Genomic DNA, 24,157 nt, shown 5'->3' on the forward strand with positions numbered 1-24,157 from the left:
CATAAACCCCGGGCTTGGGTTTATGGTGGGTGGTCCTTAGGTGCAGGTCTCTGCTTCTTGGAACACGTTTCGGCACGGTAGCCGGAACGATTCATAAACCCCGGGCTTGAGTTCATGGTGGGAATCTCTTAGGCTCCAGTTTCTGCTTTTTGAACAGGTTTCGTCACGGTAACCAGAACGCACAACTGAAACTAATCATAAAAAATAACCAATCAACAAAACAGATCATTCAAAACAGCGCCGAAAACCGATGGCGCCGTAAGTCTGCTCACCTAAGTCTAAAAATACTTTGTGAAAGTCCCTTGACACTCATCAAGATTAGAGTTAAATTAGAAAATAATTTCAGGATTTCAATTAAATATGAGGCAACGATGAGAAGAGTAAACAAGGCGGGTCCGCAAAGAGAGCTACGGTTGGTGAGAAGTAGTCGGCGCAAGTTGTTGAAGATGGTCTCTGAGCTTGACCAGGGGTGGCAGTCTGCTACCTGGTCCGTTGGCAAACGATATCATGCGGAGTATCGCTGCATTTAGCGGTACTTATCAAGATTTGAACTGTGAAGTTCAAGTAAATTTCAGGTGGTAACGCGAAACCCTCGTCCCGATTAACTCGGGATGGGGGTTTCTTTAGTTCCAAAACCAATTAGGTGGCGCGCCGCGGCTCGAAGCCAGTTTAACGGCTGGTTCGTGGCAACTTCTAATTGTTGCGTGTCAACCGGGCCTTTTACCCATAAGCCCATGCATCAAAATAAGCCAGACTTCGGAGGGAATTGAGTATGACAAAAGAACATATTGAAACGATTTTAGCACAAGCAGGGAACCGAACGGATGAAGCAAAAACGGGATCTGTATCAACACCACTTTATTTTTCAACGGCATTTCGTCACGGTGGCTTAGGTCAATCGACCGGCTACGATTACGCGCGGGAATCAAACCCAACGCGAGATGTGTTACAAGAAACGTTAGCGAAATTGGAAAACGGGGTTGCGGCCTTTGCGTTGAGTTCTGGGATGGCGGCCATTCAGCTGGTATTTTCACAATTCAAGTCTAGTGACGAGATTATTGTTTCGGATGACTTGTACGGCGGTTCCTTCCGGTTCTTTGACCTGTTGACCGATAACTATGGCATGACGTTCCACCTTTGGGATGGTCAAGATTTTGACCGCTTAAGCGAGTTAGTTTCGCGGGAACATGCCAAGGGTATCTGGCTTGAAACGCCATCTAACCCAACAATGAAGATCATCGATATTGCCAAAACAGCCTCGATCGCTCACGAACACGACGTTAAAGTGATCGTGGATAACACCTTCTACACGCCATTATTACAACAACCATTGAACGAAGGGGCCGATTTAGTCGTTCACAGTGCCACTAAATACCTGAGTGGCCACAACGACATCTTGGCCGGCGCAGTAGTTTGCAAGTCAGAAGAAGACGCTGAATGGCTTGACCGCAACTTGATGACCACTGGGGCCAATTTAGATCCCTTTGACTGTTGGCTCTTGTTGAGAAGTTTGAAGACCTTACCATTGCGGTTGGCGCAACACGAACGAAACGCTAAAGCCATTGTTGAAGCCCTTGAAGCCAACGATGCTGTCGATAAAGTGTTATATCCCGGTCACGGCGGCATGATCAGTTTCTACGTACACGATGAGGACTGGGTCGATTCGATCCTGCAACACCTCAACATCATTTCGTTTGCTGAAAGCCTGGGCGGCGTCGAAAGTCTATTGACCGTCCCAGCCATCCAAACCCACGCTGATTTGACCGAAGAAGAACGCCAAGCGAAGCACATTACGAAGAGTTTGTTGCGGTTATCCGTTGGCCTTGAAAACAGCGACGATTTAATTGACGATTTAAACCAAGCCATTGAAGCTGCGACTGTCAAAGCCGCCACGAAGTAAGGAGGAATTGCCCATGACCCAAGAATTTTCAGACGCCACTAAGGTGATCAAAACCACAACCAAACCCGATCCAGCAACGGGCGCATTGAACCCACCGATCCAATTGTCATCCACGTTTGCGCAACCGGATTTGGACCATTTTGGCAAATACGACTATACCCGTAGCGGCAACCCCACTCGTGACGTGCTAGAAGATAGCATCGCTGCCCTTGAACACGGGACGCGCGGCTTTGCGTTTGCGACCGGAATGGCTGCGATTTCAACGGCTTTCTTAACGTTGCATCAAGGCGACCACGTCATCGTTACTAACGACGTTTACGGCGGGACGTTCCGCTTAGTGACGCAACTCTTGCCAAACTACGGCATTGACTATACGTTCGTTGACTGTAATGATCCAGAAGCGCTGAAGGCTGCCTTTACGCCGAAGACGAAAGTGGTTTACATTGAAACCCCAGCTAACCCAACGTTGAAAGTGACCGACATTAAGCAAGTTGTTCGTATCGCTCACGAACACGATGCGTTGGTCTTTGCGGATAACACGTTCATGACGCCGATTTTCCAGAAGCCATTGGACTTGGGCGTTGATTTAGTGCTCCATAGCGGGACCAAGTTCTTAGCGGGCCATTCTGATATTTTGGCCGGCTTAATCGTGACGAAGACCAAGGAATTGGGTGATGCAGTTTACTTCATTCAAAACGCCATGGGTGCCACGCTTGGCATTAGCGATTGTTGGTTACTCCTCCGCGGCATCAAGACGCTTGGTGTCCGGGTCAAAGCCGAAGCTGAAAGTGCGCTCGAATTAGCCAAATGGTTCCAAGAACAAGCCATTGTCGAAGGCGTCAACTATCCTGGATTAATGGACTTTGAGGGCCACGACATTCAATTCAGCCAAGCCACGTCTGGCGGGGCAGTTCTTTCCTTTGATATTGGGTCGGAAGATAACGTCCGTAAACTGGTCAAAGAGCTGAAGATTCCGGTCTTCTCCGTATCCCTTGGGGCAGTGGAAACCATCTTATCCTACCCACCAAAGATGTCACACGCCGAATTATCAGCGGATGAACGTCACGAACGGGGCATCTCTGATGGTCTGTTGCGGCTTTCCGTTGGGGTTGAAGACGTTGATGATTTGAAGGCGGACTTTAAGCAGGCCTTTGAGAAGATCGAAGCAGCTAATTTAGTGAGATAAACGGCGGTAAAATTAAATTAAACGATGGACACTCAAAAGCAGGAGAAAGCCTATATTGGTAAGTATTGAACTAATTTTTAACTCAAAGTTAGTTAAAAATTTGAGTTAATCTCAAGACTATTATCTAGCCTAAACACCAATAGGCTTCCAAGCTTCGCTGGGTCGTGCGCCAAACCTCAGGCCCCGGCCATATAAGAGAACCGGCCCGTAGATTCCAAAACCAGGAATCCACGGGCCGGTTCTCTTATATTCTGGGACCTAAACGAGGTTTGTCTCACTCTTGATGTTTTTTTGCTTGACTTAGAGTTGCCTCTAAGTTGTTTAATAGAAGTTAACTCAAACTTCGGAGGACACAAACATGCAAGACTTTAAATTTCATAACCCAACTGATATTCGGTTCGGCCGCAAGCACATTGATGCCGAATTACACGATGCCGTTGCCCAATTTGGCAACAACGTGCTGTTCGTTTATGGTGGTCATTCAATTAAAAAATCAGGCCTTTATGACCGTGTAAAAGAGTTGCTGTCAGACCTTAACGTGGTTGAATTGGGCGGCGTTGAACCCAATCCTAAGCTAGCTTCGGTTCAAGAAGGACAACGTTTAGCCAAGGAACATGATATTGACGTTATCTTGGCCGTTGGCGGCGGTTCCGTCGTTGATGCCAGTAAAGTGATCGGTTCGGCCAAGTTCTACGAAGGTGATCCTTGGGACCTCGTGATCAAGGCGAACGGCGCTGACCGAAACGCCTTGCCACAAGTTCCCGTTGTGGACATCCTCACGTTATCCGCAACTGGCACAGAAATGAACTTTGGTTCAGTGATCACCAACCCAGAAACCCACGAAAAATACGGTACCCAAGGCCCTAACTCCCCAGCCGTATCGTTCTTAGATCCCGAACTCACTGAAACCGTGCCCGCTCGGCAAACGGCTGCTGGCTCAATTGATATTTTTAGCCATTTGACCGAACAGTATTTTGACCGTGACGATGCAAACGATGCATCTAAGGGGATGATCGAAGGGCTGATGCGGGCAGTTATTAAGTGGGCGCCCGTGGCCATTGCGGACCCAACCAACTACGATGCACGCGCTAACTTAATGTGGACGGCGACGATGGCCTTGAACGGGCTAGTTGGTGCGGCCAATAAGGGTGGCTGGACAGTTCACGCTTTGGAACATGAATTGTCAGCCTACTACGATATCACCCACGGTATCGGATTGGGCATTCTAACGCCTCGTTGGATGGACTGGGTGTTGGAAGATAAGAGTACGGTGGCGTTGTTTGCACGATTCGCTCGAAACGTCTGGGCGTTAAGCGGCGACGATGACGCGCAGCTTGCTCGGGATGCGGTTCAAAAGACCTATGATTGGATCGCATCATTGGGGGCTGAAATGACGTTGCCAGAAGTTGGCATTAAAGACGACACTTACTTTGAGGCCATGGCAGCGAACGCCGTTGATCATGGTAAGTTGATCAAGCGGGGATACGTTCCCGTGACGCCAGCGGATGCACAACGGATCTATCGGGACTCGTTAGTGGCATTTCGAGGCGCTAATAACTAAATCATCAACCAAGCAAGCCCCCAAAATTGTCGATAAAATGACAGTTTTGGGGGCTTGCGTTTGTTTATGGAAAGGGCTTGTCAGCGGTATCAACGGCATGATATGATTTAACTAACTAATGCGAACGTATGTTTAGGGGTGGATAACTTGAAAAAGCGTAATTGGTGGTTACTAATGGGGATCGTGCTAGGGATTATCGGCGTTGCTGGCTGGCAGGTACCATCGGCACAGGCGGCGTCCGTGAAAGTCTTAAAGAAGAAGGCGTACAGTGATTTAGCGATGCACGCTAAAACTACTAAAACGGCCTATATGTGGGATCTGAAGCACAGCAAACATATTCATAATTTAAAGAATTACCCGAAAACCACGTGGTACTTATCTAAGAGTTATAAGTTGCGAATCGGCAAGACCACGGGGATCTACTACCGCGTAAAGAATAACACTGGTAAGATTGAAGGGTTGGTTTGGCGAGATTACCTGACTAAGGGTGATAACCCGAATGATGCGCTGGCCAAGAATCCACTGGTTAAGTCCTATGGTGGCGGTTTAGCGGGTATTAAATCAGCTCGTGAGGCGGCTAAGTTGCAAGTCGATATCTTAGCGCTGTTCCCCGGGACAATTTTGAATGACCAATATACGACGGATGCGCGGAATGATTTAAACGCAGGGATCAATCGCACGAACAACTACTCCACAACTAATAAAAACAAGCAAGCCGTGGGCATCTTTTCGGCCTATAACTGGACCAAGACGACCAGTAAAACCGACTTCGTTAAACTGGTCAAGGCGGGTCTGGAGAACCAGGGCTATACCACGGCAAAACGGAATCAGTTTAAGGGGTATCAAATTGGTGTTTACGCCACGCCACATGGCTATGACAGTAATTACAAGAACTGGTTGAGTGGGTACGGTTCTTGGGGTATCTACCTGGTACCGACCCAGAACGCGTTGAACTAGAGTAGCGCGGCTAAAAAACTAGTCTCAAACTGACCGGGGCGTTGGAGGTACTGCTTGCCAAACTCGTCAATTAACCCGTGAAAATCCTGTGCTATTTCGAAGGTGAAGGATTGGGGTAGCGTGATTTGGCGTTGCAGGTGTTGATAAGTATCCGTGTGTTCATAGCCAAGGTGTTGGAATAGACGCCGCGTGTAAGTGTCAGCGATAAACGCGGGTTGATCAAAGATGTAGACTAAAAACACATCGGCGGTTTCGTTACCAACGCCCGGTAGTTTAAGTAGCTGTTGACGTAAGGTTGCGCGATTGGCTTGCCAAATCTGGGCGTAATCCCAATGCTGGTCATTGAACCATTGGAAGACGCTGTGGAGCGCTTTGGCCTTATTCTGATAGAAACCACTAGGACGAATGAGATCAACTAGTTCATCGTGACTAAGGGCTAAGAGGGCGTCAGCATCTAGCTTAGTGGCGCGTTTAAGGTTTTGTAAGGATTGGTCGGCGTTTTGCCAGTTCGTGTTTTGGACCAGAATTGCGCCAACAATAATGTCACGTTTTGTTTCAGCTGGCCACCAACCCGAGGGACCCATGTGAGTGAGTAGGGTTTGGTAGAGCCAATTGAGATCGATTGAAGTTGTGATAGGACATCTGCCTTTCAATTAGAATGCGTAATTCCAATTTAGCACAGTCCTCATTAAATGTCGGGAATTTGGATTGAACGGGGAGGAATTTTGATGACTAAAGTGATGTATCAAACGGTATCGTTGTTGGATCAGCCGATGATTTTAGCGGCAAGTGATCAAGGGTTGTGTTTTGTCGGAACGCCAGGTGCTGGCGTTGATGAACTAGCCGACTTTCAGTTAACGGCGGATCTTGTTCATCAGGAAACGCCGATTTTAACGCAGGCAACAGCGGAATTAAGGGAATATTTAGCTGGTAGCCGCCATCACTTTGATGTGCCATTAGACCCTATCACGGGAACGGCGTTGCAACGGCAGGTTTGGCATGCGTTAAGCCAACTGAATTACGGTGAAACCATTTCGTACAGTACCTTAGCTGCCCGCGTTGAGCACCCAACGGCAGTTCGGGCAGTGGCGACCGCGGTGGCTAAGAATCCGCTAATGATCGTGGTACCGTGCCACCGAATTTTACGCAAGGATGGTAGCATCGGTCAGTTTCGGGGTGGCGTTTCTTTAAAGCGCCAACTATTAACGCTAGAATCTCGTTGACATCGCCCGTAAAAGGGTCAAAATAAGACTATGTAGGACTAAACGGAAGCGGGCGCAACAAGCGACTGATTTCCCAATGGAGGAACGACATGGTTACGATACGAGACATTGCGAAACGGGCTGGGGTGTCGGTGTCAACGGCATCACGGGCACTCAATGATCACCCGAAAATCAGTATGAAAACGCGAAAAAAAATCAAACAACTCGCGGATGAAATGGGTTATCTGCCGAACTACAATGCCAAGACCCTGACGAACGGCGTCTCCAATGCGGTTGGTGTCGTTTTTCCACCGGGAGAGATGAGTACGTCGGCCAATCCATTTTACGTGGATCTGTTAATGGGCATCAATCAGCAGCTACGGGCCCGAAACGGGGTGCTATCGGTGGCAATTGCGACGACCAGTGATGAACTGGTGCAAAACGTGGCCTCGTTAATCAGTCAGGGCCTTATTCGGTACTTTATTTTGCTGTATTCGAAACGCGATGATCCAGTGATTGCCTTGTTGAAGCAACAAGACGTTCGGTACGTGCTCGTTGGTGATCCTAATGAGGATGGCGAGGCGTACGTTAACAACGATAATCATCTTGCGGGTGAACGAGTTGGTGATTACTTGATCGATAAGTTTGACGTTCATCGGACGTTGTTTGTTGAATCAGAACCCGAACTGGGGTTTGAACGTAAACGGCGGTTAGGGTTTCAGGCATCGATGAAGCGCGCTGGCGTTGATGCTGAGGTGCTTAAACTGCCTAAGCAGAGTCAGCAACATTTGGACCAAGCCGTTGCCCAATTTTTACGGACGCGGCAGACGTTGGACGGCATTGTGACGACGGATGATTTGCTGGGATTGATGATTTATCAGTTGATGTGGCAACTAGGTCATACGGTACCGTTAATCAGCTTTAACCGGAATAAGACGGGGATGCTGATGGGTGACCAAGTGCGGTTTGTTGAACTTTATCCGCAACAGATGGGTGAAGCGGCGGTTCGGGTACTGTTTAATGAGAGTCGCCAGTCGGAAGTGATTCCGTTTACGATTGAGCGTTAAAAAATTGAGGTTGTGAAAGTGGGACTACTCAGGCGTTTTGAGCTAAGGGGAATCCCCTTTTTTTAAAAACTTTAGTGCAACCGGTTGCATTCTTTTGCAAACGGTTGCATAATAGGTTTCGTAGAAAGCGTTTGCAATCATCAAATTTGTTCGAGGAGGAATCAGAATGTCAGAATCTAGCACTGCTGACGCAACGCCGGTCGCAACCGAACCTAAAAAAGATTTGTTGCCCGCGTTGCCATCATCGACCATTTTCCTGATCAACTTCGGTTTTTTGGGTGTTCAGATGGCCTTCCAATTACAAAGTACCAACATGGGTCGGATCTTCCAAACCATTGGGGCTGATCCTAATAACTTAGGCTTCTTCTTTATTTTACCGCCATTAGCCGGCATGATCGTCCAACCACTCGTTGGGTATTTCTCAGACCGGACTTGGTCACCAAAACTCGGTCGGCGAATTCCGTACCTGTTGATTGGGGCCATTATTGCCATGATCGTGATGTGTCTGTTACCAAATGCCGGGAGTTTTGGCTTCGGGTTCGCTTCGTTAGCCGCACTTTGGTTCGGGGCCATTTCACTGTTATTCATGGATCTATCGTCTAACATCGCCATGCAACCATTTAAGATGATGGTTGGTGACATGGTGAACGAAAAGCAAAAGGGGTTTGCTTACGCCATTCAAAGTTTCAGTTCTAACGCTGGGGCTTTGTTAGCCAGCATCTTCCCGTTCGCGTTAACCGCACTTGGGTTAGCGAACACCGCTAAGAAGGGGACCGTTCCCCCATCGGTTGTTTGGTCATTTTACGCCGGTGCCATTATCTTGTTACTCTGCTGCTTGCTGACGGTCTTCCGGGTTAAGGAATACGACCCAGTGACCTACGCCAAGTACCACGGCATCGAAGATAACCAAGAAAAGAAGGGCATCTTCGCCGCTTTGAAGTCAGCGCCTAAAGTGTTCTGGACCGTTTCCGTTGTGCAATTCTTCTGCTGGATGGGCTTCCAATACCTTTGGACCTACGCAACTGGTGCCATTGCTTCCAACGTTTGGGGCGTTACCAATCCAACCAGCGCTGGTTACCAAGCTGCCGGGAACTGGTACGGTGTGATGTCAGCCGTTCAATCCATTGCGGCCGTTATCTGGGCCTTAGTTTTATCAAAGGTCAACAACAACCACCACAAGGGCTTCTACTCCGCAAGTTTGATCATGGGGGCCGTTGGCTTCGGGTCAATCTTCTTCATTCATGATAAGTACACGTTGTTCATTTCCTTTGCCTTGATTGGTTGCGCTTGGGCTGCAATGAACGCCTTCCCATTCACGTTCTTGACCAACGCTATCGAAGACTCCGCCAACATGGGGACTTACTTAGGCTTGTTCAACAGTAGTATCTGTTTACCACAAATCGTGGCGTCAATTGCTAGTTTCGCCATTTTCCCACTGTTGGGCTCACACATGCCAACCATGTTGTTACTGTCCGGGATCTTCTTAGCAGTCGGCGCTGCCAGTGTTGGCATCGTCAAAGAAGTTTGGGCACGTAAAGCGGCTTAACCGTCAGCATTTTAGAGAAAGAGGTAGCATAAAATGAAACAAACCTTTGAAATCACACCGTGGCACATTGTCACGCATAACTTTAATCCTGAAGATAAGCGTCTTCAGGAATCCATGACCAGTTTAGGTAACGGCAACATGGGGATGCGGGGATTCTTCGAAGAGGACTATTCCGGCGATACGTTGCCAGGCATCTATCTGGGCGGCGTTTGGTTCCCAGATAAGACCCGAGTTGGTTGGTGGAAGAACGGCTATCCTAAGTACTTTGGGAAAGTGATCAACGCCATCAATTTCATTAAGTTGAACGTGCTGATCAACGGTGAACCCGTTGACTTGGCGACGGACCAGTTCAGTAACTTTGCGTTGGATTTGGACATGCAACACTCACAGTTGACCCGGTCGTGTACGCTGACCAAGCAGGGGCGGCAAATTGGGTTTAAGTTTGAACGGTTCATTAGTGCTGCGCAAAAGGAACTGGCCGTTATTCGCTTAACCGTAACGAACCAGAGCCAAGAGGCCGTTAACGTGACGTTCCGTTCAGCCTTGGATGCCGATGTTCAAAACGAAGATGCCAACTACGATGAACGGTTCTGGAACGTGTTGAAAACGGATCAAACCGCAACAACGGGTTCAATCGTTGCCATTACGAAGGAAAATCCCTTTGGCACGCCCCGGTTTACCGTTGGCGTTCAGATGACGAACACCACGGATCTCACGGCCGGCGATGTGATCAAACCAAGCTCAAGCGCAGTTGTTAACCAGTTCAGTGGTGACCTTGCCCCTAACCAAAGCACCCAACTGACGAAGCACGTTATTGTCGTAACCTCACGGGATTACGATAACCGCGCTGATTTGGAAACTGCGATGAAGACCTTGAGTAGCCAGGTTGCGATGAAGAGTTACGACGACCTATTTGCTGCCCACGAAAAGATTTGGGCCGATCGTTGGGAAAAGTCCGACGTTGAAATTGATGGTGACACGGGCGCTCAACAGGGGATTCGCTTCAACCTCTACCAGTTATTCTCAACCTATTATGGTGAAGATAGCCGGTTAAACATCGGGCCAAAGGGCTTTACGGGTGAAAAATACGGTGGCGCAACTTACTGGGACACCGAAGCCTTCGCCGTACCCGTTTACCTGGGCATCACCGATCCATCCGTGACGCGCAACTTGTTAATGTACCGGTACCAACAACTCGATGGCGCCTACGTTAACGCCTGCGAACAGGGCCTCAAAGGGGCCTTGTACCCAATGGTGACCTTTGATGGGATCGAATGCCATAACGAATGGGAAATTACGTTTGAAGAAATTCACCGGAATGGTGATATTGCCTTCGCCATTTACAACTACACCCGTTACACCGGCGATACGAGTTACGTGCTTAACGAAGGTAGCAAAGTGCTCACCGAAATTTCGCGCTTCTGGGCCGACCGGGTTCACTTTAGCGAACGTAACCAGCAGTACATGATCCACGGCGTTACCGGACCAGATGAGTACGAAAACAACGTGGACAACAACTGGTACACCAACTATTTGGCACAGTGGACGTTGAAATACACGTTGGAGATTTTGGACCAAGTTTCTGATGACGTCGCAGCTAAGTTGGCCGTGACGGATGGCGAAAAGAAGCAGTGGCAAGATATTGTCGACCGGATGTATTTGCCAGCTGACAAAGACTTAGGCATCTTTGTGCAGCACGACGGCTTCTTGGATAAGGACTTAAAACCAGTCTCAGCCATTCCAGCTGACCAACGGCCAATCAACCAAAACTGGTCGTGGGATAAAATCTTGCGCTCACCATACATCAAGCAGGGTGATGTGTTGCAAGGGGTCTGGGACTTCATCGACGACTTCACACCGGCTCAAAAGAAGGCCAATTTCGACTTCTACGAACCACTGACCGTTCATGAATCAAGTTTATCAGCGGCCATTCACTCGATTTTAGCGGCTGACTTGCACTACGAAGACAAAGCGGTTGAAATGTATGAACGGACTGCCCGGTTGGATCTGGACAACTACAACAACGATACCAGCGATGGCTTGCACATTACATCCATGACTGGGAGCTGGCTGGCAATCGTCCAAGGCTTTGCTGGCATGCGGGTCCGCAATGATCAATTACACTTCGCCCCATTCCTACCAAAGAAGTGGAACAGCTACCAATTCCGGGTACTGTTCCGCGGTCGCTCGATCCAAGTTCGGGTCGATTCGACTGGCACGAAACTGACTTTACTGTCTGGTGAACCTTTGACGGTTGATCTGGATGGGAAAGCGGTTGAACTTGCATAGTTGATTTAGTGAAAGTCCCTCAACGCGTTACTTGCGTTGAGGGGCTTTTTGCTTACGTTTGTGTCCAGCGTAAGCATTCGTGTGTCTAGTTTGTGAAGTGTCGTGATTTGCTTGAACTGTCGATTCCGGTAAGCGACTAGGTTCCTGCTGTGGGGCCGGCCTGAGCCAAAGGGCGGTCTCAGCCCTCGAATTCAAGCCTCGCCAAAATCCGTGCGAGTCTTGAATTCGTCCCCGATAATTGGCGGTTGTTGGAAGTTCATCAACAACCATCAATTATCGCGACACAGCATACACCTAGCCGCTTACCGAAATCTTACATTGGCGCAATTCGGCACTATTGTAGAGCATCTCAAAATACGTTTAACGGCAACGTAGCATATTTGATTAGCATAAACGTAACATACAACTGATACGTTTTCACATCGCACAATCGTTGATTCATTGCGGTTACTGAACATTAACCACGATTGTTTCCGCAGTTGTTGAGGTATCATCTGACGTTGATATTATGCACTTTCGTCGACTTCAGAATGTGACAGTCAGCAGTTTTGTTACCGACAGCGCACCATGTAGCGGGAGGCGGAGGCGCGCGAGGCTCAGCAGTGTCGGTATGACTTAAGCAGTCGTAGTCCGTGGGGTTCGGGCTGCGAGTGCTTTAGTCATACGCGGGTCCGGAAAGATCCGGCACGGAAGTGGTCTTCTTCCGTTCCTAGCTCGTAGGCCCGCCACTGCGTTCCAGCCTCGCATAGCGCCGGAGCCTCTCGCGGCACCCTCCCACTATATAAAACCAGAATCACTGAATTTCACAAACTAAACATGCTTACGCTAGACACAAGCGTAAACAAAAAGTCCCCACCAATGCTCAATTGGTGGGGACTTTTAATCAGTAAAACTCAATAAACGCTTGAGGGATTCGCTTCTTCCTCATAGATATGCGTTTTTACTTGGTGCAACAGGTCATTAAGATCGCCAGCACCATCTGAACTTAACGGTGTTTGTAACAATTGGTTCAGTTCGTGAAAAACGCGCTCGATGTGGACTAGCGCTTGCTCGCCTTCTGGTGTGAGGGACAAAAGCTTAGTGCGTTCATTATCTAGCGGCACTGTCCGGATAACCAGGTTTCGGTTAACGAGGCCCTTCAGCAGATTAGTAATACTAGCTTCCTGCCGGTTAAGGTAGTGCGCAATATCACGTTGTTTATTGTGAGGGTGATGGGCAATGTACGCCATTGTGCGCCCTTGATCACTGTTCAGATTAAGGTCTCTGAGGTGGTGATTAACGAATTGGACTTCGAAGTTTGCGATTTGGTGAATAAGACTAGAAGTAGTCTGTACGTTCATGGTAAGTGCCGCCTCCTTTGATATCAAGTTGAAAAACAGTATACCGTTAAATACTTGTCGCTACAAGTGTTTTGTGATAATTATTAGAATATTTTTAGAATTCGTTATAACATCTCCGCATAACAACCCATCAGTAACCGGGACTTATTAGTGAATAATTTACCTAAGAACTGTTACTTGATTAATTCAAGGAGATTGCTTACACTACCGGTGCAACATAATTTTGGAGGTGGAAATGATGACAACTGCATTTGCCAGTCCGTCGACTTATGTTCAAGGTGACGGGTTATTGAAGGATGCTGCTAAGTACATTGCGCCGTTTGGAAAACAGGGTTTGTTGTTAACGGATGACGTGGTTTGGCAGCTGATTGGGGAACAGTTTTATGGTGATTTGACTGCGGCTGGGTTGACGATTGAGCGCGTTGCGTTTAATGGTGAGAGTTCGCCGGAAGAAATTGAGCGAATCAAAACCATCGGCGAGCAGAGTAAAGCGGCTTTTGTGATCGCGTTGGGCGGGGGCAAGACCAACGACACTACGAAGGCGGTCGGTGATGTGCTACACGTGCCGGTGGTGATCGTGCCGACACTGGCATCGAATGATTCGCCTTGTACCCGGTTAAGCGTGATCTATTCGGAGTCGGGTGAATTTTTGCATTATATCTTTTATGATAAGAATCCCGATTTAGTCTTAGTAGATACATCGGTTATCGCGGGTGCGCCAGTACGTTTTTTGATTGACGGCATGGCGGATGCGTTGTCAACCAATGTGGAAGCGCAGACCGTTGCCCGGGCGCGGGAAGTGACGTTACTGCCGCTTCAGACGCAGCAAACTGCCGCCGGATTGGCGTTAGCGGAAAAGTGTGAGGACTTGTTATTCAAATACGGGACGCAGGCCGTCACAGCAGCCGCAAGTCACGTGGTGTCACCGGCACTCACTCACATCGTTGAAGCCAACATTTTGCTAAGCGGGGTAGGGGCTGAAAGTTCTGGCTTAGCTGCAGCTCATAGTTTTCAAAATGGCCTAACAGCGTTGTCAGGTGACGTTCACAAACTGTCTCACGGCCAAAAGGTTTCGTACGGGACGCTGGTGAACCTCGTTTTGGAAGGTGCCAGTGATAAGCGGTTTGAAAAATACCTCAAATTTGAACTTGCGCTAGGCTTACCAACCACACTAGCTGACTTGAAGCTGGCGGATGCCTCAGACGAAGATTTGATGAAGGTCGCAACGCTGACGGTTCAGGAAGGTGAAACCATTCATAACATGGGGTTCCCGGTAACTGCAGCGGCGGTATTTGAAGCGATTAAAGCGGTGGATGCTTATTCCCGGAAGTTTCAGGGATTAGATTAATATGTAATGTTAAGTGGGCGTGAATTCTCGATTGAGAATTCACGCCCACTTAGTGTTTAGATTAATGTTGTTAGTCGTGAACCCGAATCGTTAAGAACCGGTCGATCAACGCCGGGGTGACTTCGTGGTCGATGGTGCTGGCATTGAGGTTAATGGCTTCAATGGCCGCCATATCAGCATCGGTTAACGCAAAATCAAAAACGGCCATGTTTTCGACCATCCGTTGTTCATGCGTCGACTTTGGAATCACCACAACGCCACGTTGTAATAGCCAGCGAAGGGCAACTTGTGCCGGCGTTTTACCGTACTGCTGACCGATTTGAGTCAGGGTTGGGTCGGTGAAAATACCGTGCTTACCTTCTGCAAATGGCCCCCAAGCTTCGGGTTGAATATGGCGGTCCTGCATGAATTTTAAATCATCGGGTTGTTGGTTGAATACGTTGAGGTCGACTTGGTTGACGGCCGGTTTAACGTCGGTGAACAACTCAAATTCCGCTAATTTGCCAGCAGTGAAGTTTGACACACCAATTGCGCGAATCTTGCCAGCATGGTAGGCCTCTTCTAAGGCCCGCCAAGCACCGTAAATATCGCCGATGGGTTGGTGGAGTAAGTAAAGATCAATGTAATCGAGTTGCAGTAAATCAAGGGCGCGCTGAAGACCAGCTTTGGCGCCTTCGTAGGTCATATCTTGAATCCAGAGCTTTGAGGTGATAAAAAGCTCTTCGCGAGGAACGCCACTGGCTTTGAGCGCTTCGCCAACAGCTGCTTCGTTATGATAGGCCGCAGCGGTATCGAATAGTCGGTAACCGTGCTTAATGGCGGTGAGAACGGTTTGCTGAGTTTCGTTCGAATCAAGAATTTGAAAGACGCCAAGGCCGAGTTGGGGCATTTTGACGCCGTTATTCAGAGTAATGGTTTGCATGGCGGACACCTTTCTTAATTGGAGTTACGTTTAGTTTATCACCAAATTCTCATTTACGGGAGCTTTGTTTACTACTGTCGTTTGTGTCCAGCGTAAGTGTGCGGAGCGAGACGGGTTGAGAGCAGTGTGCAAGGCGACATCGGTGAAGGCGCCCGGGCCTGGCGGGTTTACCGATGTCGCCTTGCATGCAGCTCTCAGTCTCGCGCAGCACCATTCGGCGTGGTGGCCAGAAAGCGCGTGGTTGACAAGTTCCTACGACTTCAGGAACCCTGGAAATAACAGCTTAAGCGGCGCCGAATTTTGTAGCCTGAACGAGCGCTTTTCAATGCGACTTTGGCGAGCGAAGCGATGACAAACAGCAACCCTTACGCTGGACCACAAACGACAGCAAAAAGCCGTCATTTGCTCCCTATTGGGGAAGCAAATGACGGCTTCATCATAAAACTACTTCGTAATCGCAGCTTTCATCTGTTGTGCATATTCAGTTAACTTAGCGGGCGCATCTGCACCGTTCTCGGCCACGATGTTGACGCAAGCAGAACCGACGATGGCGCCGTCAGCAATGCTGGTCATTTCGGCGGCTTGTTCTGGGGTGTGGATCCCGAAACCAATCGCGGTTGGGACATCGGTGACGGCCTTGATGCGGTCGATCAGGGAACCCAAGTCCTTGGCGAATTCACTCCGTTCGCCGGTAACGCCGAGGGAAGAAACCACGTAGATGAAGCCGGTAGCGGCCTTGGCGATTTTTTCGATTCGGTCAGCTGAAGTTGGGGTGATCAGTGGAATCAAATCGATGTTGTGTTTTTCAGCGAATGGCACGATTTCACCACGTTCTTCGTATGGCATGTCAGGAATGACCAAACCGCGGATGTCGAGTTCGTCACAGCGAGCAGTGAAGGCTTCGTAGCCGTATTGGAAGACGACGTTTAAGTAGGTCAAGAAGGCCAATGGCACATCGGTTTGTTTCCGGATTTCGACGACGATATCAAATAAGGTATCCATTGGTAAGTCTGGATCAGCCTTTAAGGCGCGGATGTCAGCGGCTTGGATAACTGGGCCATCGGCGACTGGATCTGAGAATGGCAGGCCCAGTTCAACGATGTCGGCGCCACCCTTGGCGAGGGCGACCACGTTGTTGACCGTACTGTCGAAGTCTGGATCGTTAGCGACAACGAATGGAATGAAGGCTTTTTGGTTTGCGAAAACGGCTTTTAAATTACTCATCAATATCGACTCCCTTGTATTTGGCGATTGAGGCAACGTCCTTGTCCCCACGGCCGGAGAGGGTGCAGACAATGATTTGATCCTTACGCATCTTTGGTGCAATCTTTTGAACGTAGGCAACGGCGTGGCAACTTTCGATTGCGGCGACGATACCTTCGGTTTTAGCGATGTATTCAAATGCAGCGACGGCTTCATCATCGGTGATACCGACGTATTGGGCACGGCCAGTCTTAGCTAAGTAGGCGTGTTCTGGGCCAACGCCTGGGTAATCCAACCCGGCTGAAATTGAGTAAACGGGGTTGATTTGACCAGTCTTGTTTTGTAGGAACATCGACTTCATACCGTGGAAAATACCGTCAGAACCACGTTCAACGGTGGCAGCGGTCAAGTTGGTTTCAACACCCTTCCCAGCAGCTTCGGCGCCAACAAGTTGAACACTTGGGTCGTCGATGTAGTTGGCGAAGGAACCGATGGCGTTTGACCCACCACCGACACAGGCAACGACCATGTCAGGCAATTGACCGGCTTTTTCCTGCAATTGAGCCTTTGATTCTTGGCTGATGATGCTTTGGAAATCGCGAACCATCAATGGGTATGGGTGAGGACCAGTTGCGGAACCCATGCAGTAGAACGTGTCGTCCACGCGTTTAGTCCAGTCTTGAAGTGCCGCGTTGATGGCATCCTTCAACACCATTGAACCGCTGGTAACGGGGTGCACCTTAGCGCCCAATAGTTCCATCCGGTAAACGTTCAACTTTTGACGGTCGGTGTCTTCCTTACCCATGAAGACTTCACATTCCATACCGAAGTAAGCGGCGATGGTGGCAGTTGCGACCCCGTGTTGGCCAGCGCCAGTTTCGGCGATCAAACGGGTTTTGCCCATGTGCTTAGCCAATAAAGCTTGGCCGATAACGTTGTTGATCTTGTGGGCCCCGGTGTGGTTCAAATCTTCCCGTTTAAGGTAGATTTGGGCACCACCAAGGTCCTTGGTCATCCGTTCAGCGTAGTACAGCAACGATGGGCGGTTAGCGTAATCCACTAAGAGGTCGTGGAGTTCAGTTTTGAACTCAGGGTCGTTCTTGTAGTGGTCGTAAGCTTTGGCCATCCGGTCAAGTTCGTTCATCAAAGTTTCAGGAATGTATTGGCCCCCGTATTCGCCGTAGCGGCCAGAGGTGTTTTCGTTAAGGTTCAAATTGGTTTCGGTCATGAGAAACTTCCTTTCAATATAAATACAAATTAGTGGGTTGCATGGGCGGTTTTAACGATCGCCCGAATCTTGGCGGGGTCCTTTTGCCCATCGGTTTCAACGCCGCTGGACACGTCGACGACATCGGGGTGAACGACGCTGATGGCTTCGGCCACGTTGGCTGGCGTTAGGCCACCTGCCAAGATAAAGGGGTGGGGCGCTTGCGGTACCCGGGACCAGTCGAGGGTGATGCCGGAACCGTTACCGCTGTCTAGCATCACGTAATCGGCAGCGGTTGGCGTGATCGGTGCGTTTGGTTTAAAGACTTGAAACACCGTTGCGCCAGCGTCCTTTAACGCTTGAACCGTTGCTTCGGATTCGTGGCCGTGCAGTTGCACGATCGAGATGGCACCACTGTTGAAGATATGCAACATATTTTCCAGTGGCTCATCCACGAACACGCCCGCGGTTGGAATCGTTGGATCAATCAATTCGCGAAAGTGTAAGGCGGTCGCAAGTGAGAGTTGACGCCGACTTTTCGCAAATACGAAGCCTGCAAAATCCGGTTTCGCTTCATTAATAACTTGGGTGTCTTGCTCACGCATCAACCCGCAGATTTTGATTTGCGTCATCTCATCACGCTCCTATCCGAGTAATTCTTTGATTTTGGCGGCTTTATCAGGGGCCGTCATTAAGGCTTCACCAATCAAGATACCGTTGACGTGGTTGGCTTCTAAGACCTGAACGTCTGCCCGGGTATGAATCCCGCTTTCAGCGATGAAGGCGATGTTTTCAGGGACCAGTTGGCGTAATCGTTCACTGTTGTCCAAGGCAACGGTAAAGTTCTTGAGGTTGCGGTTGTTGACGCCAATCATCTTGGCGCCGGCAGCGATGGCGGTTTTGATTTCATCCTCATCGTGGGCTTCCACGATGGCGGCTAATCCAAGTTGGTGAGCGAGTTTTAAGTAATCGTTCAATTGTTGCTCGCTCAGAATGGCCACGATCAGTAACACGATGCTGGCCCCAGCAGCTTTAGCTTGGTACAGCATGTAAGGATTGATGACGAAATCCTTGCGGAGGACCGGCACGCTGACTTCACTAGCGATTTCTTGCAAGTAGTGAATGTCGCCCTTAAAGTAGTCGGGTTCGGTCAAAACCGAAATGGCACTAACGCCGTTTTGATCGTAATCCTTTGCGATATCCAAGTAGGGGAAGTCAGCGGCAATCAATCCTTTAGAAGGAGACGCCTTTTTAACCTCGCCAATCAGGTGAATGCCAGGAGCGGTGAAGCGGTCGTAGACCTGTTGCGGATCCTTGGTAGGGACGTTATCAGCCCGCTTTACCATTTCAGCCAATGGGACGGCTGCTTGTTCAGTTGTTAAGCGGCGCTGGGTCGCTGCCACGAGATCATCTAAAATCATGCAACTTGGTCTCCCTTCGTTAAAGCAATTAATTCGTTTAATTTCGTTTGTGCCTTACCACTATCGATCATGTCAGCAGCTTGTTGAACGGCGGCTTCAATGGATAGTTCTGGATGAGCGGTGTAGAGGGCTAAACCGGCGTTCAAGAGAACGATGTCGCGCTTAGGCCCCTTCTTACCAGCTAAGATGTCGCGAGTAATTTGGGCGTTGTCAGCAGGGGTGCCACCAACGATATCGGCTTTAGCAGCCCGGGTTAAACCAAATTGTTCTGGCGTGATTTCGTAACTCTTGAAGTCATCGCCGCGAACTTCAACGACTTTGGTTGGCGCTGAGATGGACGCTTCGTCTAAGCCGTCGGTACCGTGAATGACCAAGGCATTTTTAACGCCTAATTCGTGTAACACGTGCGCCATTGGTTCAAGTAAGGCGTCATCGTAAACGCCCAAGAGTTGCATGCCGGCGTGGGCTGGGTTGGCCAAAGGTCCTAAGACGTTGAAGATCGTCCGGATACCCAAGGTCTTGCGAACTGGGGCAACGAAGCGCATGGCTTGGTGATATTCTTGTGCGAATAAGAAGCAGATGCCGATTTGGTTAAGAATCGCTTCGCTGGTTTCGGGGGTAACGTTGATGTTAACACCTAAGGCTTCAAGAACATCAGCAGCGCCACTCTTAGAAGAAGCGGCCCGGTTGCCGTGCTTCGCAACTGGGGTACCAGCAGCGGCAACGACCAATGAAGACGTGGTTGAAATGTTGAATGAGTTGGCATGGTCACCACCAGTACCAACGATTTCAAGAACCGGTTCGCCAGCCTTAAAGGTTAAGGCGTGGTCGCGCATGGCGTCAGCGGCGCCGGCAATTTCAGCAACTGTTTCGTGCTTCACGGTCAAGGCAGTGAGTAAACTTGAGATTTGAATGTCAGTGGCTTTGCCTTCCATGATGGCGTTCATCACGTCGTTCATTTCAGCGAAAGTTAAGTCGGTCCGGTCTGCTACTTTAGCGATTGCAGTTTCAATAGTCATAGTCATGGGTAATTCCTCCAGTTAGTTGGTTGTATGTGGGTGTCGGTAATTGAGATGCTACTAACTGAGTTTGCCATCGATTGTTGTTTGTCATAATTTAAGATCTCCCTTGGAATAGAAAAATCCGCCCATAACTAGAAGCGTCATCACTGACGTTTAGTTAAGGACGGATATAATTCCGCGGTGCCACCTTAATTTGATGCAGGGACTGCTCCCTCGCATCACCCTTAGCGAGATGCGTATTCACATCTCCGACAACTGACGTATGTCTGTACGTTTCCCCGTACTCAATCGGTCTTTCAGGGGAACCCTCTGTGGTCCATTTAACTGCCTGCGTTCGGTCGTACTCTCAGCAACGACGACTCTCTTTACGTGCACAACAATCTTGATCTCCACATCATAGGTTTATATGGACGAATTTATTTGATTGGCACTAGATTAAAGCTTTATGAGAGTATTGTCAACACTTTTCCTCAAACTTTTTAATGGTCTAGTTAGTTAATCGTTGATGTTGCGCGGATTTTAGCCAAATAATTTTTAATGATCTGGGCACCAACTGCGCCATCAGTCATGATGGATTCGGGATGGAATTGGACGCCGTAGACTTGATTGGCTTCGTCGGCAATCCCCTGAATCGTACCATCATCCGCAGTGGCGGTGATGGCTAAGTTGGCTGGCATGGTTTCTGGATCGATCACCAATGAGTGATAACGAGCGGCTTCAAACTGGTTAGGACAGTTCGCAAACAGGGTCGTTGGCGTTTGGCGCGTCATCAAGGATGGCTTGCCGTGCATCAGTTGTGGGGCGTGGATCACTTTTGCGCCATAGGCTTCGCCGATAGCTTGGTGGCCAAGGCAGACGCCTAAAATTGGAACTTTGCCTAAGAAGGCATCTAAAATCGCTGGCATATTGCCTGCATTTTCTGGCCGACCAGGACCAGGGGAGAGGATGATGCCACTCGGGTGCTTAGCCAGTAGTTCGTCAGCGGTCAGTTCGTCGTTTTTGACGACGGTGATGGGTTCCTCACTCAAGTTACCGATCAGTTGGTACAGGTTGTAAGTGAAACTATCGTAATTATCAATTAGATAAAGCATGGGCGACTCCTCCTTGATCAGCGGTGTTAATGGCGTTTACCACGGCGCGCGCTTTGTTGTTGAATTCTTGGTATTCGTATTTGGCAACACTGTCGGCAACGATGCCGGCACCGGAGTGGACGACGATGTGGTCGCCCTTGCGGTAGGTGAGACGGATGCCGATGCAAAGGTCCAGGTCACCACTGAAGTCGAGGTAACCGAGGCAGCCACCGTAGACGCCGCGTTTGCGGTTTTCCAGTTGACTGATGATCTGCATGGCGGAAATTTTGGGTGCACCTGAGAGCGTCCCAGCTGGTAAAACGGCGTTCACAACGTCGATTGCGGAAGCTTTCGGGTCAGCCGTACTTTCAACGGTGGAACCGAGGTGCATCACGTTGACGAACTTGAGCAAGTTGCGGGTCTTCGTCACATTCACGGAACCGAACTTGCTGACCATCCCGAGGTCGTTGCGGCCAAGGTCGATCAACATGTTGTGTTCCGACTTTTCCTTTTCACTGGTCTGAAGTTCATGCGCAAACTTAGCGTCTTCTTCGGGCGTCTTGCCACGGCGCCGAGTCCCAGCCAGTGGGTAGGTGAAGAGGGTCTCACCGCGCTTTGTAATCAGCGTTTCGGGTGAAGCCCCTAGGGTTTCAAAGTCACGGTGGTGGAAGTAGAACTGGTAAGGCGATGGACTGTCATGAAACAGCGTTGGCGCTGCGCCCAGTAATGAACCACTCATGGTTGCCTGTTGCGGATTGGAAAAAATCAGTTGGAAAATATCGCCGTCCACAATGTGTTGTTGGGCCTTAGCGACTTTTTCGGAAAATTCACTGAGGCTAAACTGAAAGTGGAATGGGGCAGTTAGTGCAAAACGTGGCAGTGGTTTTGGGGTCAACGTTGTGATGAGCGTTTGAAGCGGTTTGAGGGCGGCCATGGTGTCATCGTAAACGTTAGCGAGATCCTCGGTAGCCACAATTTGGCTGAGCGTAACTTCGTGGCGCTTGTGGTTGTAGGCGATTACCCGGTCAACGAGTAGTAAGTCGGCGTCATCGAGGCCCATTGGATCGGTAACGACTTGCTTGAGCGCTGTTGTGGCGTATTTGGCGTAGTCGTAACTGAAGTAACCAATCAAACCACCGGTAAATGGTGGAAGTTCGGGCAATCGGGGCGTCCGGTGTTTAGCGAGAAGGTCCTCCAAAATGGGTTTGAGTTCGGTGTCCTTTACCGTTTCGTTACCGTTTTGGTCGGTTTGGGTCAACACGTGGTCACGGTAGGTGTAAGTTTGTTTTGGTGCCAGGCCGATGAAGGTGTAGCCATCTTCAGTTTCCTTGGGTTTACCGGTTAAAAGAAAACCAGGTTCGTTAGCAGCTTTCAACGCGTTAAAAATGGTGACGGGATCAAAATCAGTCATCTCGAACTGAAGGGTTACGGGAACGGCTGGGTAGCCTTTACTTTGTTGCGTTAATGTTTCAATTGTCATATCAATCACCTCGTATAGTTTGTGGGTCAAATGCGATTTAGTGATTGCGTTGCCATCGGTTAAACATGTGATTTTCCCCCTTGAACTAAAAAAACTATCCGCCCATAACAACGCAATGACTGCTTTGTTATAAGGACGGATAGTTTTTAATTCCGCGGTGCCACCTTACTTTGACGGGAAGATTCCCGTCACCCTTAGCGAAGTGCGTGTTCACACTTCCGGCAACTGACGTATGCCAACACGTTTTCCCCTACTGACTTCAAGGAAACCCTCTGTGGTCCATTTAACTGTCTGCGTTCGGCCGTACTCTCAGCAACGACGACTCTCTTAACGTGCACAACAATCTTGATCTCCACATCATCGGTTTTTATGGACGGTATTTAATTGGTGCTTAGAATACCCGGATGGGGAAAACTTGTCAAGCAGGTTGTTATGGAGACAGCGACCAGTTTTGGGGTGTCTTGTAGAAGAAAAAATTTTTAAAAATACGGTGTGATTCAGGATAAAATCCAGTTGCTAGAATGCTAGCCAATCGATTTGATCCAGTTTCGAACAAGCTGACCATGCCAAGTCCGACTACTAAAATCCTGATAGATTGCTTGGTTGAAGCAGGTTAACAGTTCGGCCTCGGTCAGTTCACGATCCAAAGTGATTCGCTGGTGATCCGCGCGAACGATAATGTTGCTGAGGAGTTCAAGCAGTAGAAATCGAGGACCAATGAGGACGCTAGGATCAAGCACTTGAACTTCAGTTGATTGACCATCGGCTAGAATAATTGGCGTTAGTTCAGGCTTATCCAGGAGATACAGCGTGTTTGGCTGACAGTCTTCAAACGGATACGCCTGGAGTTGATGATTACCGTTGATGATGGCAACTTGTTGGAGGTTGAATTGGTCGAGTAGGAATTGGTAAACGTGTTGCCAAGTAGTGAGGGGATCGTTGCTTGGGGTGAGTTGTTCAATGGTGAGTCCCCAATCGGCAGCATTGGTAGCTAGTTCGGGTTGGCTGCCTAGTTGGAGGATGAACGGACTGGTGCCGGAGTAGGTGTGGCGTGGTGCATCATACGTTGGAATGGGTGTGATTGGTAAGTCAAAAATTGGATCAACGTAAGTGAAGTTAACCAGACGCTGGGAACGATCGGTTAAATAGAGGTATTGATTGTTATCCGCGATTTCGGGTAGCGTAAAGGTTAATAAAAGTTCATTTTGATCATTGCGGAGTTCTAGAACTTGTCCCTGTTCGTTAAACGTCCAACGGGTAAATTGAGGTAAAAACAGCATGTTGGTTGGAAAACTGAGAGTACCATCAGTATGAAAAACAAGAATAAGTTTACCGCGGTTGCGACCCATCGTAATGGTTTGCCATGTGGTGTGGAAGGCCTCTAATTGCCAACGTTTATGAATAATAATTTGAGTAAAATCATTGTAATTCAAGCG

The 24,157-nt window shown here is 49.1% G+C and carries 20 protein-coding genes and 1 other annotated feature; of the genes, 9 read left to right on the plus strand and 11 right to left on the minus strand.

Annotation, left to right across the window (positions count from 1 at the left end; genetic code table 11):
• The first annotated feature begins 772 nt into the window (after positions 1-772).
• From ACYVR3_RS03770 to ACYVR3_RS03785, 4 genes are all read left to right on the plus strand, one after another.
• Positions 773-1,900 (plus strand): aminotransferase class I/II-fold pyridoxal phosphate-dependent enzyme, encoded by a 1,128-nt coding sequence (locus tag ACYVR3_RS03770; RefSeq protein ID WP_461243189.1) that lies wholly within the window; start codon positions 773-775, stop codon positions 1,898-1,900.
• 13 nt (positions 1,901-1,913) lie between these two features.
• Positions 1,914-3,086 carry an aminotransferase class V-fold PLP-dependent enzyme gene (locus ACYVR3_RS03775; RefSeq protein WP_461243190.1) on the plus strand — a complete coding sequence of 391 codons (1,173 nt, stop codon included), beginning with the start codon at positions 1,914-1,916 and terminating at the stop codon, positions 3,084-3,086.
• A 358-nt stretch (positions 3,087-3,444) separates the two neighbouring features.
• Positions 3,445-4,647 (plus strand): iron-containing alcohol dehydrogenase, encoded by a 1,203-nt coding sequence (locus ACYVR3_RS03780; RefSeq protein WP_461243191.1) that lies wholly within the window; start codon positions 3,445-3,447, stop codon positions 4,645-4,647.
• Positions 4,648-4,794: 147 nt separating this feature from the next.
• Positions 4,795-5,604 carry a hypothetical protein gene (locus ACYVR3_RS03785; protein WP_461243192.1) on the plus strand — a complete coding sequence of 270 codons (810 nt, stop codon included), beginning with the start codon at positions 4,795-4,797 and terminating at the stop codon, positions 5,602-5,604.
• Here ACYVR3_RS03785 and ACYVR3_RS03790 read toward each other — a convergent pair.
• Positions 5,601-6,257 carry a deoxyribonuclease I gene (locus ACYVR3_RS03790; protein WP_461243193.1) on the minus strand — a complete coding sequence of 219 codons (657 nt, stop codon included), beginning with the start codon at positions 6,255-6,257 and terminating at the stop codon, positions 5,601-5,603. The genes ACYVR3_RS03785 and ACYVR3_RS03790 overlap by 4 nt on opposite strands.
• Positions 6,258-6,332: 75 nt before the next feature.
• Here ACYVR3_RS03790 and ACYVR3_RS03795 point away from each other — a divergent pair, with 75 nt between their 5' ends.
• The 4 genes from ACYVR3_RS03795 to ACYVR3_RS03810 all read left to right on the plus strand — a co-directional run bounded on the left by ACYVR3_RS03795 (position 6,333) and on the right by ACYVR3_RS03810 (position 11,708).
• Positions 6,333-6,827, plus strand: a complete 495-nt coding sequence (locus tag ACYVR3_RS03795) for a methylated-DNA--[protein]-cysteine S-methyltransferase (protein ID WP_461243194.1) — start codon at positions 6,333-6,335, stop codon at positions 6,825-6,827.
• Positions 6,828-6,916: 89 nt separating this feature from the next.
• Entirely contained in the window at positions 6,917-7,873 is a 957-nt protein-coding gene (locus ACYVR3_RS03800) for a LacI family DNA-binding transcriptional regulator (protein ID WP_461243195.1), read from the plus strand.
• A 166-nt stretch (positions 7,874-8,039) separates the two neighbouring features.
• Positions 8,040-9,419 carry an SLC45 family MFS transporter gene (locus ACYVR3_RS03805; RefSeq protein WP_461243196.1) on the plus strand — a complete coding sequence of 460 codons (1,380 nt, stop codon included), beginning with the start codon at positions 8,040-8,042 and terminating at the stop codon, positions 9,417-9,419.
• 33 nt (positions 9,420-9,452) lie between these two features.
• Entirely contained in the window at positions 9,453-11,708 is a 2,256-nt protein-coding gene (locus ACYVR3_RS03810) for a glycoside hydrolase family 65 protein (protein WP_461243197.1), read from the plus strand.
• 893 nt (positions 11,709-12,601) lie between these two features.
• Here the strand turns inward: ACYVR3_RS03810 and ACYVR3_RS03815 are convergent.
• Positions 12,602-13,048: a MarR family winged helix-turn-helix transcriptional regulator gene (locus ACYVR3_RS03815; protein WP_461243198.1), complete on the minus strand. Its 447-nt coding sequence runs from the start codon at positions 13,046-13,048 to the stop codon at positions 12,602-12,604.
• Positions 13,049-13,286: 238 nt separating this feature from the next.
• On the opposite strand from ACYVR3_RS03815, the gene ACYVR3_RS03820 reads away from it, so the two are divergent.
• Positions 13,287-14,396 (plus strand): glycerol dehydrogenase, encoded by a 1,110-nt coding sequence (locus ACYVR3_RS03820; RefSeq protein ID WP_461243199.1) that lies wholly within the window; start codon positions 13,287-13,289, stop codon positions 14,394-14,396.
• 70 nt (positions 14,397-14,466) lie between these two features.
• Here ACYVR3_RS03820 and ACYVR3_RS03825 read toward each other — a convergent pair whose 3' ends face one another.
• From ACYVR3_RS03825 to ACYVR3_RS03865, 9 genes are all read right to left on the minus strand, one after another.
• Positions 14,467-15,318 (minus strand): aldo/keto reductase, encoded by an 852-nt coding sequence (locus tag ACYVR3_RS03825; RefSeq protein WP_461243200.1) that lies wholly within the window; start codon positions 15,316-15,318, stop codon positions 14,467-14,469.
• Positions 15,319-15,762: 444 nt separating this feature from the next.
• Entirely contained in the window at positions 15,763-16,542 is a 780-nt protein-coding gene (trpA, locus tag ACYVR3_RS03830) for a tryptophan synthase subunit alpha (protein ID WP_461243201.1), read from the minus strand.
• Positions 16,535-17,749 carry a tryptophan synthase subunit beta gene (gene trpB / locus ACYVR3_RS03835; RefSeq protein ID WP_461243202.1) on the minus strand — a complete coding sequence of 405 codons (1,215 nt, stop codon included), beginning with the start codon at positions 17,747-17,749 and terminating at the stop codon, positions 16,535-16,537. Before trpB ends, trpA begins: the two co-directional genes overlap by 8 nt.
• A gap of 29 nt (positions 17,750-17,778) precedes the next feature.
• Positions 17,779-18,360, minus strand: coding sequence for a phosphoribosylanthranilate isomerase (locus ACYVR3_RS03840; RefSeq protein WP_461243203.1), 582 nt, complete (start codon positions 18,358-18,360; stop codon positions 17,779-17,781).
• Between the two features lie 12 nt (positions 18,361-18,372).
• Entirely contained in the window at positions 18,373-19,149 is a 777-nt protein-coding gene (trpC, locus tag ACYVR3_RS03845) for an indole-3-glycerol phosphate synthase TrpC (protein ID WP_461243204.1), read from the minus strand.
• Entirely contained in the window at positions 19,146-20,168 is a 1,023-nt protein-coding gene (gene trpD, locus ACYVR3_RS03850; protein ID WP_057151806.1) for an anthranilate phosphoribosyltransferase, read from the minus strand. The genes trpC and trpD overlap by 4 nt, the downstream gene beginning before the upstream one ends.
• Before the next feature lie 494 nt (positions 20,169-20,662).
• Positions 20,663-21,262, minus strand: coding sequence for an anthranilate synthase component II (locus tag ACYVR3_RS03855; RefSeq protein ID WP_054732511.1), 600 nt, complete (start codon positions 21,260-21,262; stop codon positions 20,663-20,665).
• Positions 21,246-22,721, minus strand: a complete 1,476-nt coding sequence (locus ACYVR3_RS03860; protein WP_461243205.1) for an anthranilate synthase component I family protein — start codon at positions 22,719-22,721, stop codon at positions 21,246-21,248. The genes ACYVR3_RS03855 and ACYVR3_RS03860 overlap by 17 nt, the downstream gene beginning before the upstream one ends.
• A gap of 128 nt (positions 22,722-22,849) precedes the next feature.
• Positions 22,850-23,091 (minus strand) — a binding site (T-box leader).
• Between the two features lie 154 nt (positions 23,092-23,245).
• Positions 23,246-24,154 carry a hypothetical protein gene (locus ACYVR3_RS03865; protein ID WP_461243206.1) on the minus strand — a complete coding sequence of 303 codons (909 nt, stop codon included), beginning with the start codon at positions 24,152-24,154 and terminating at the stop codon, positions 23,246-23,248.
• Positions 24,155-24,157: the final 3 nt, after the last annotated feature.

The sequence above is a fragment of the Secundilactobacillus muriivasis genome (genome assembly GCF_054785195.1).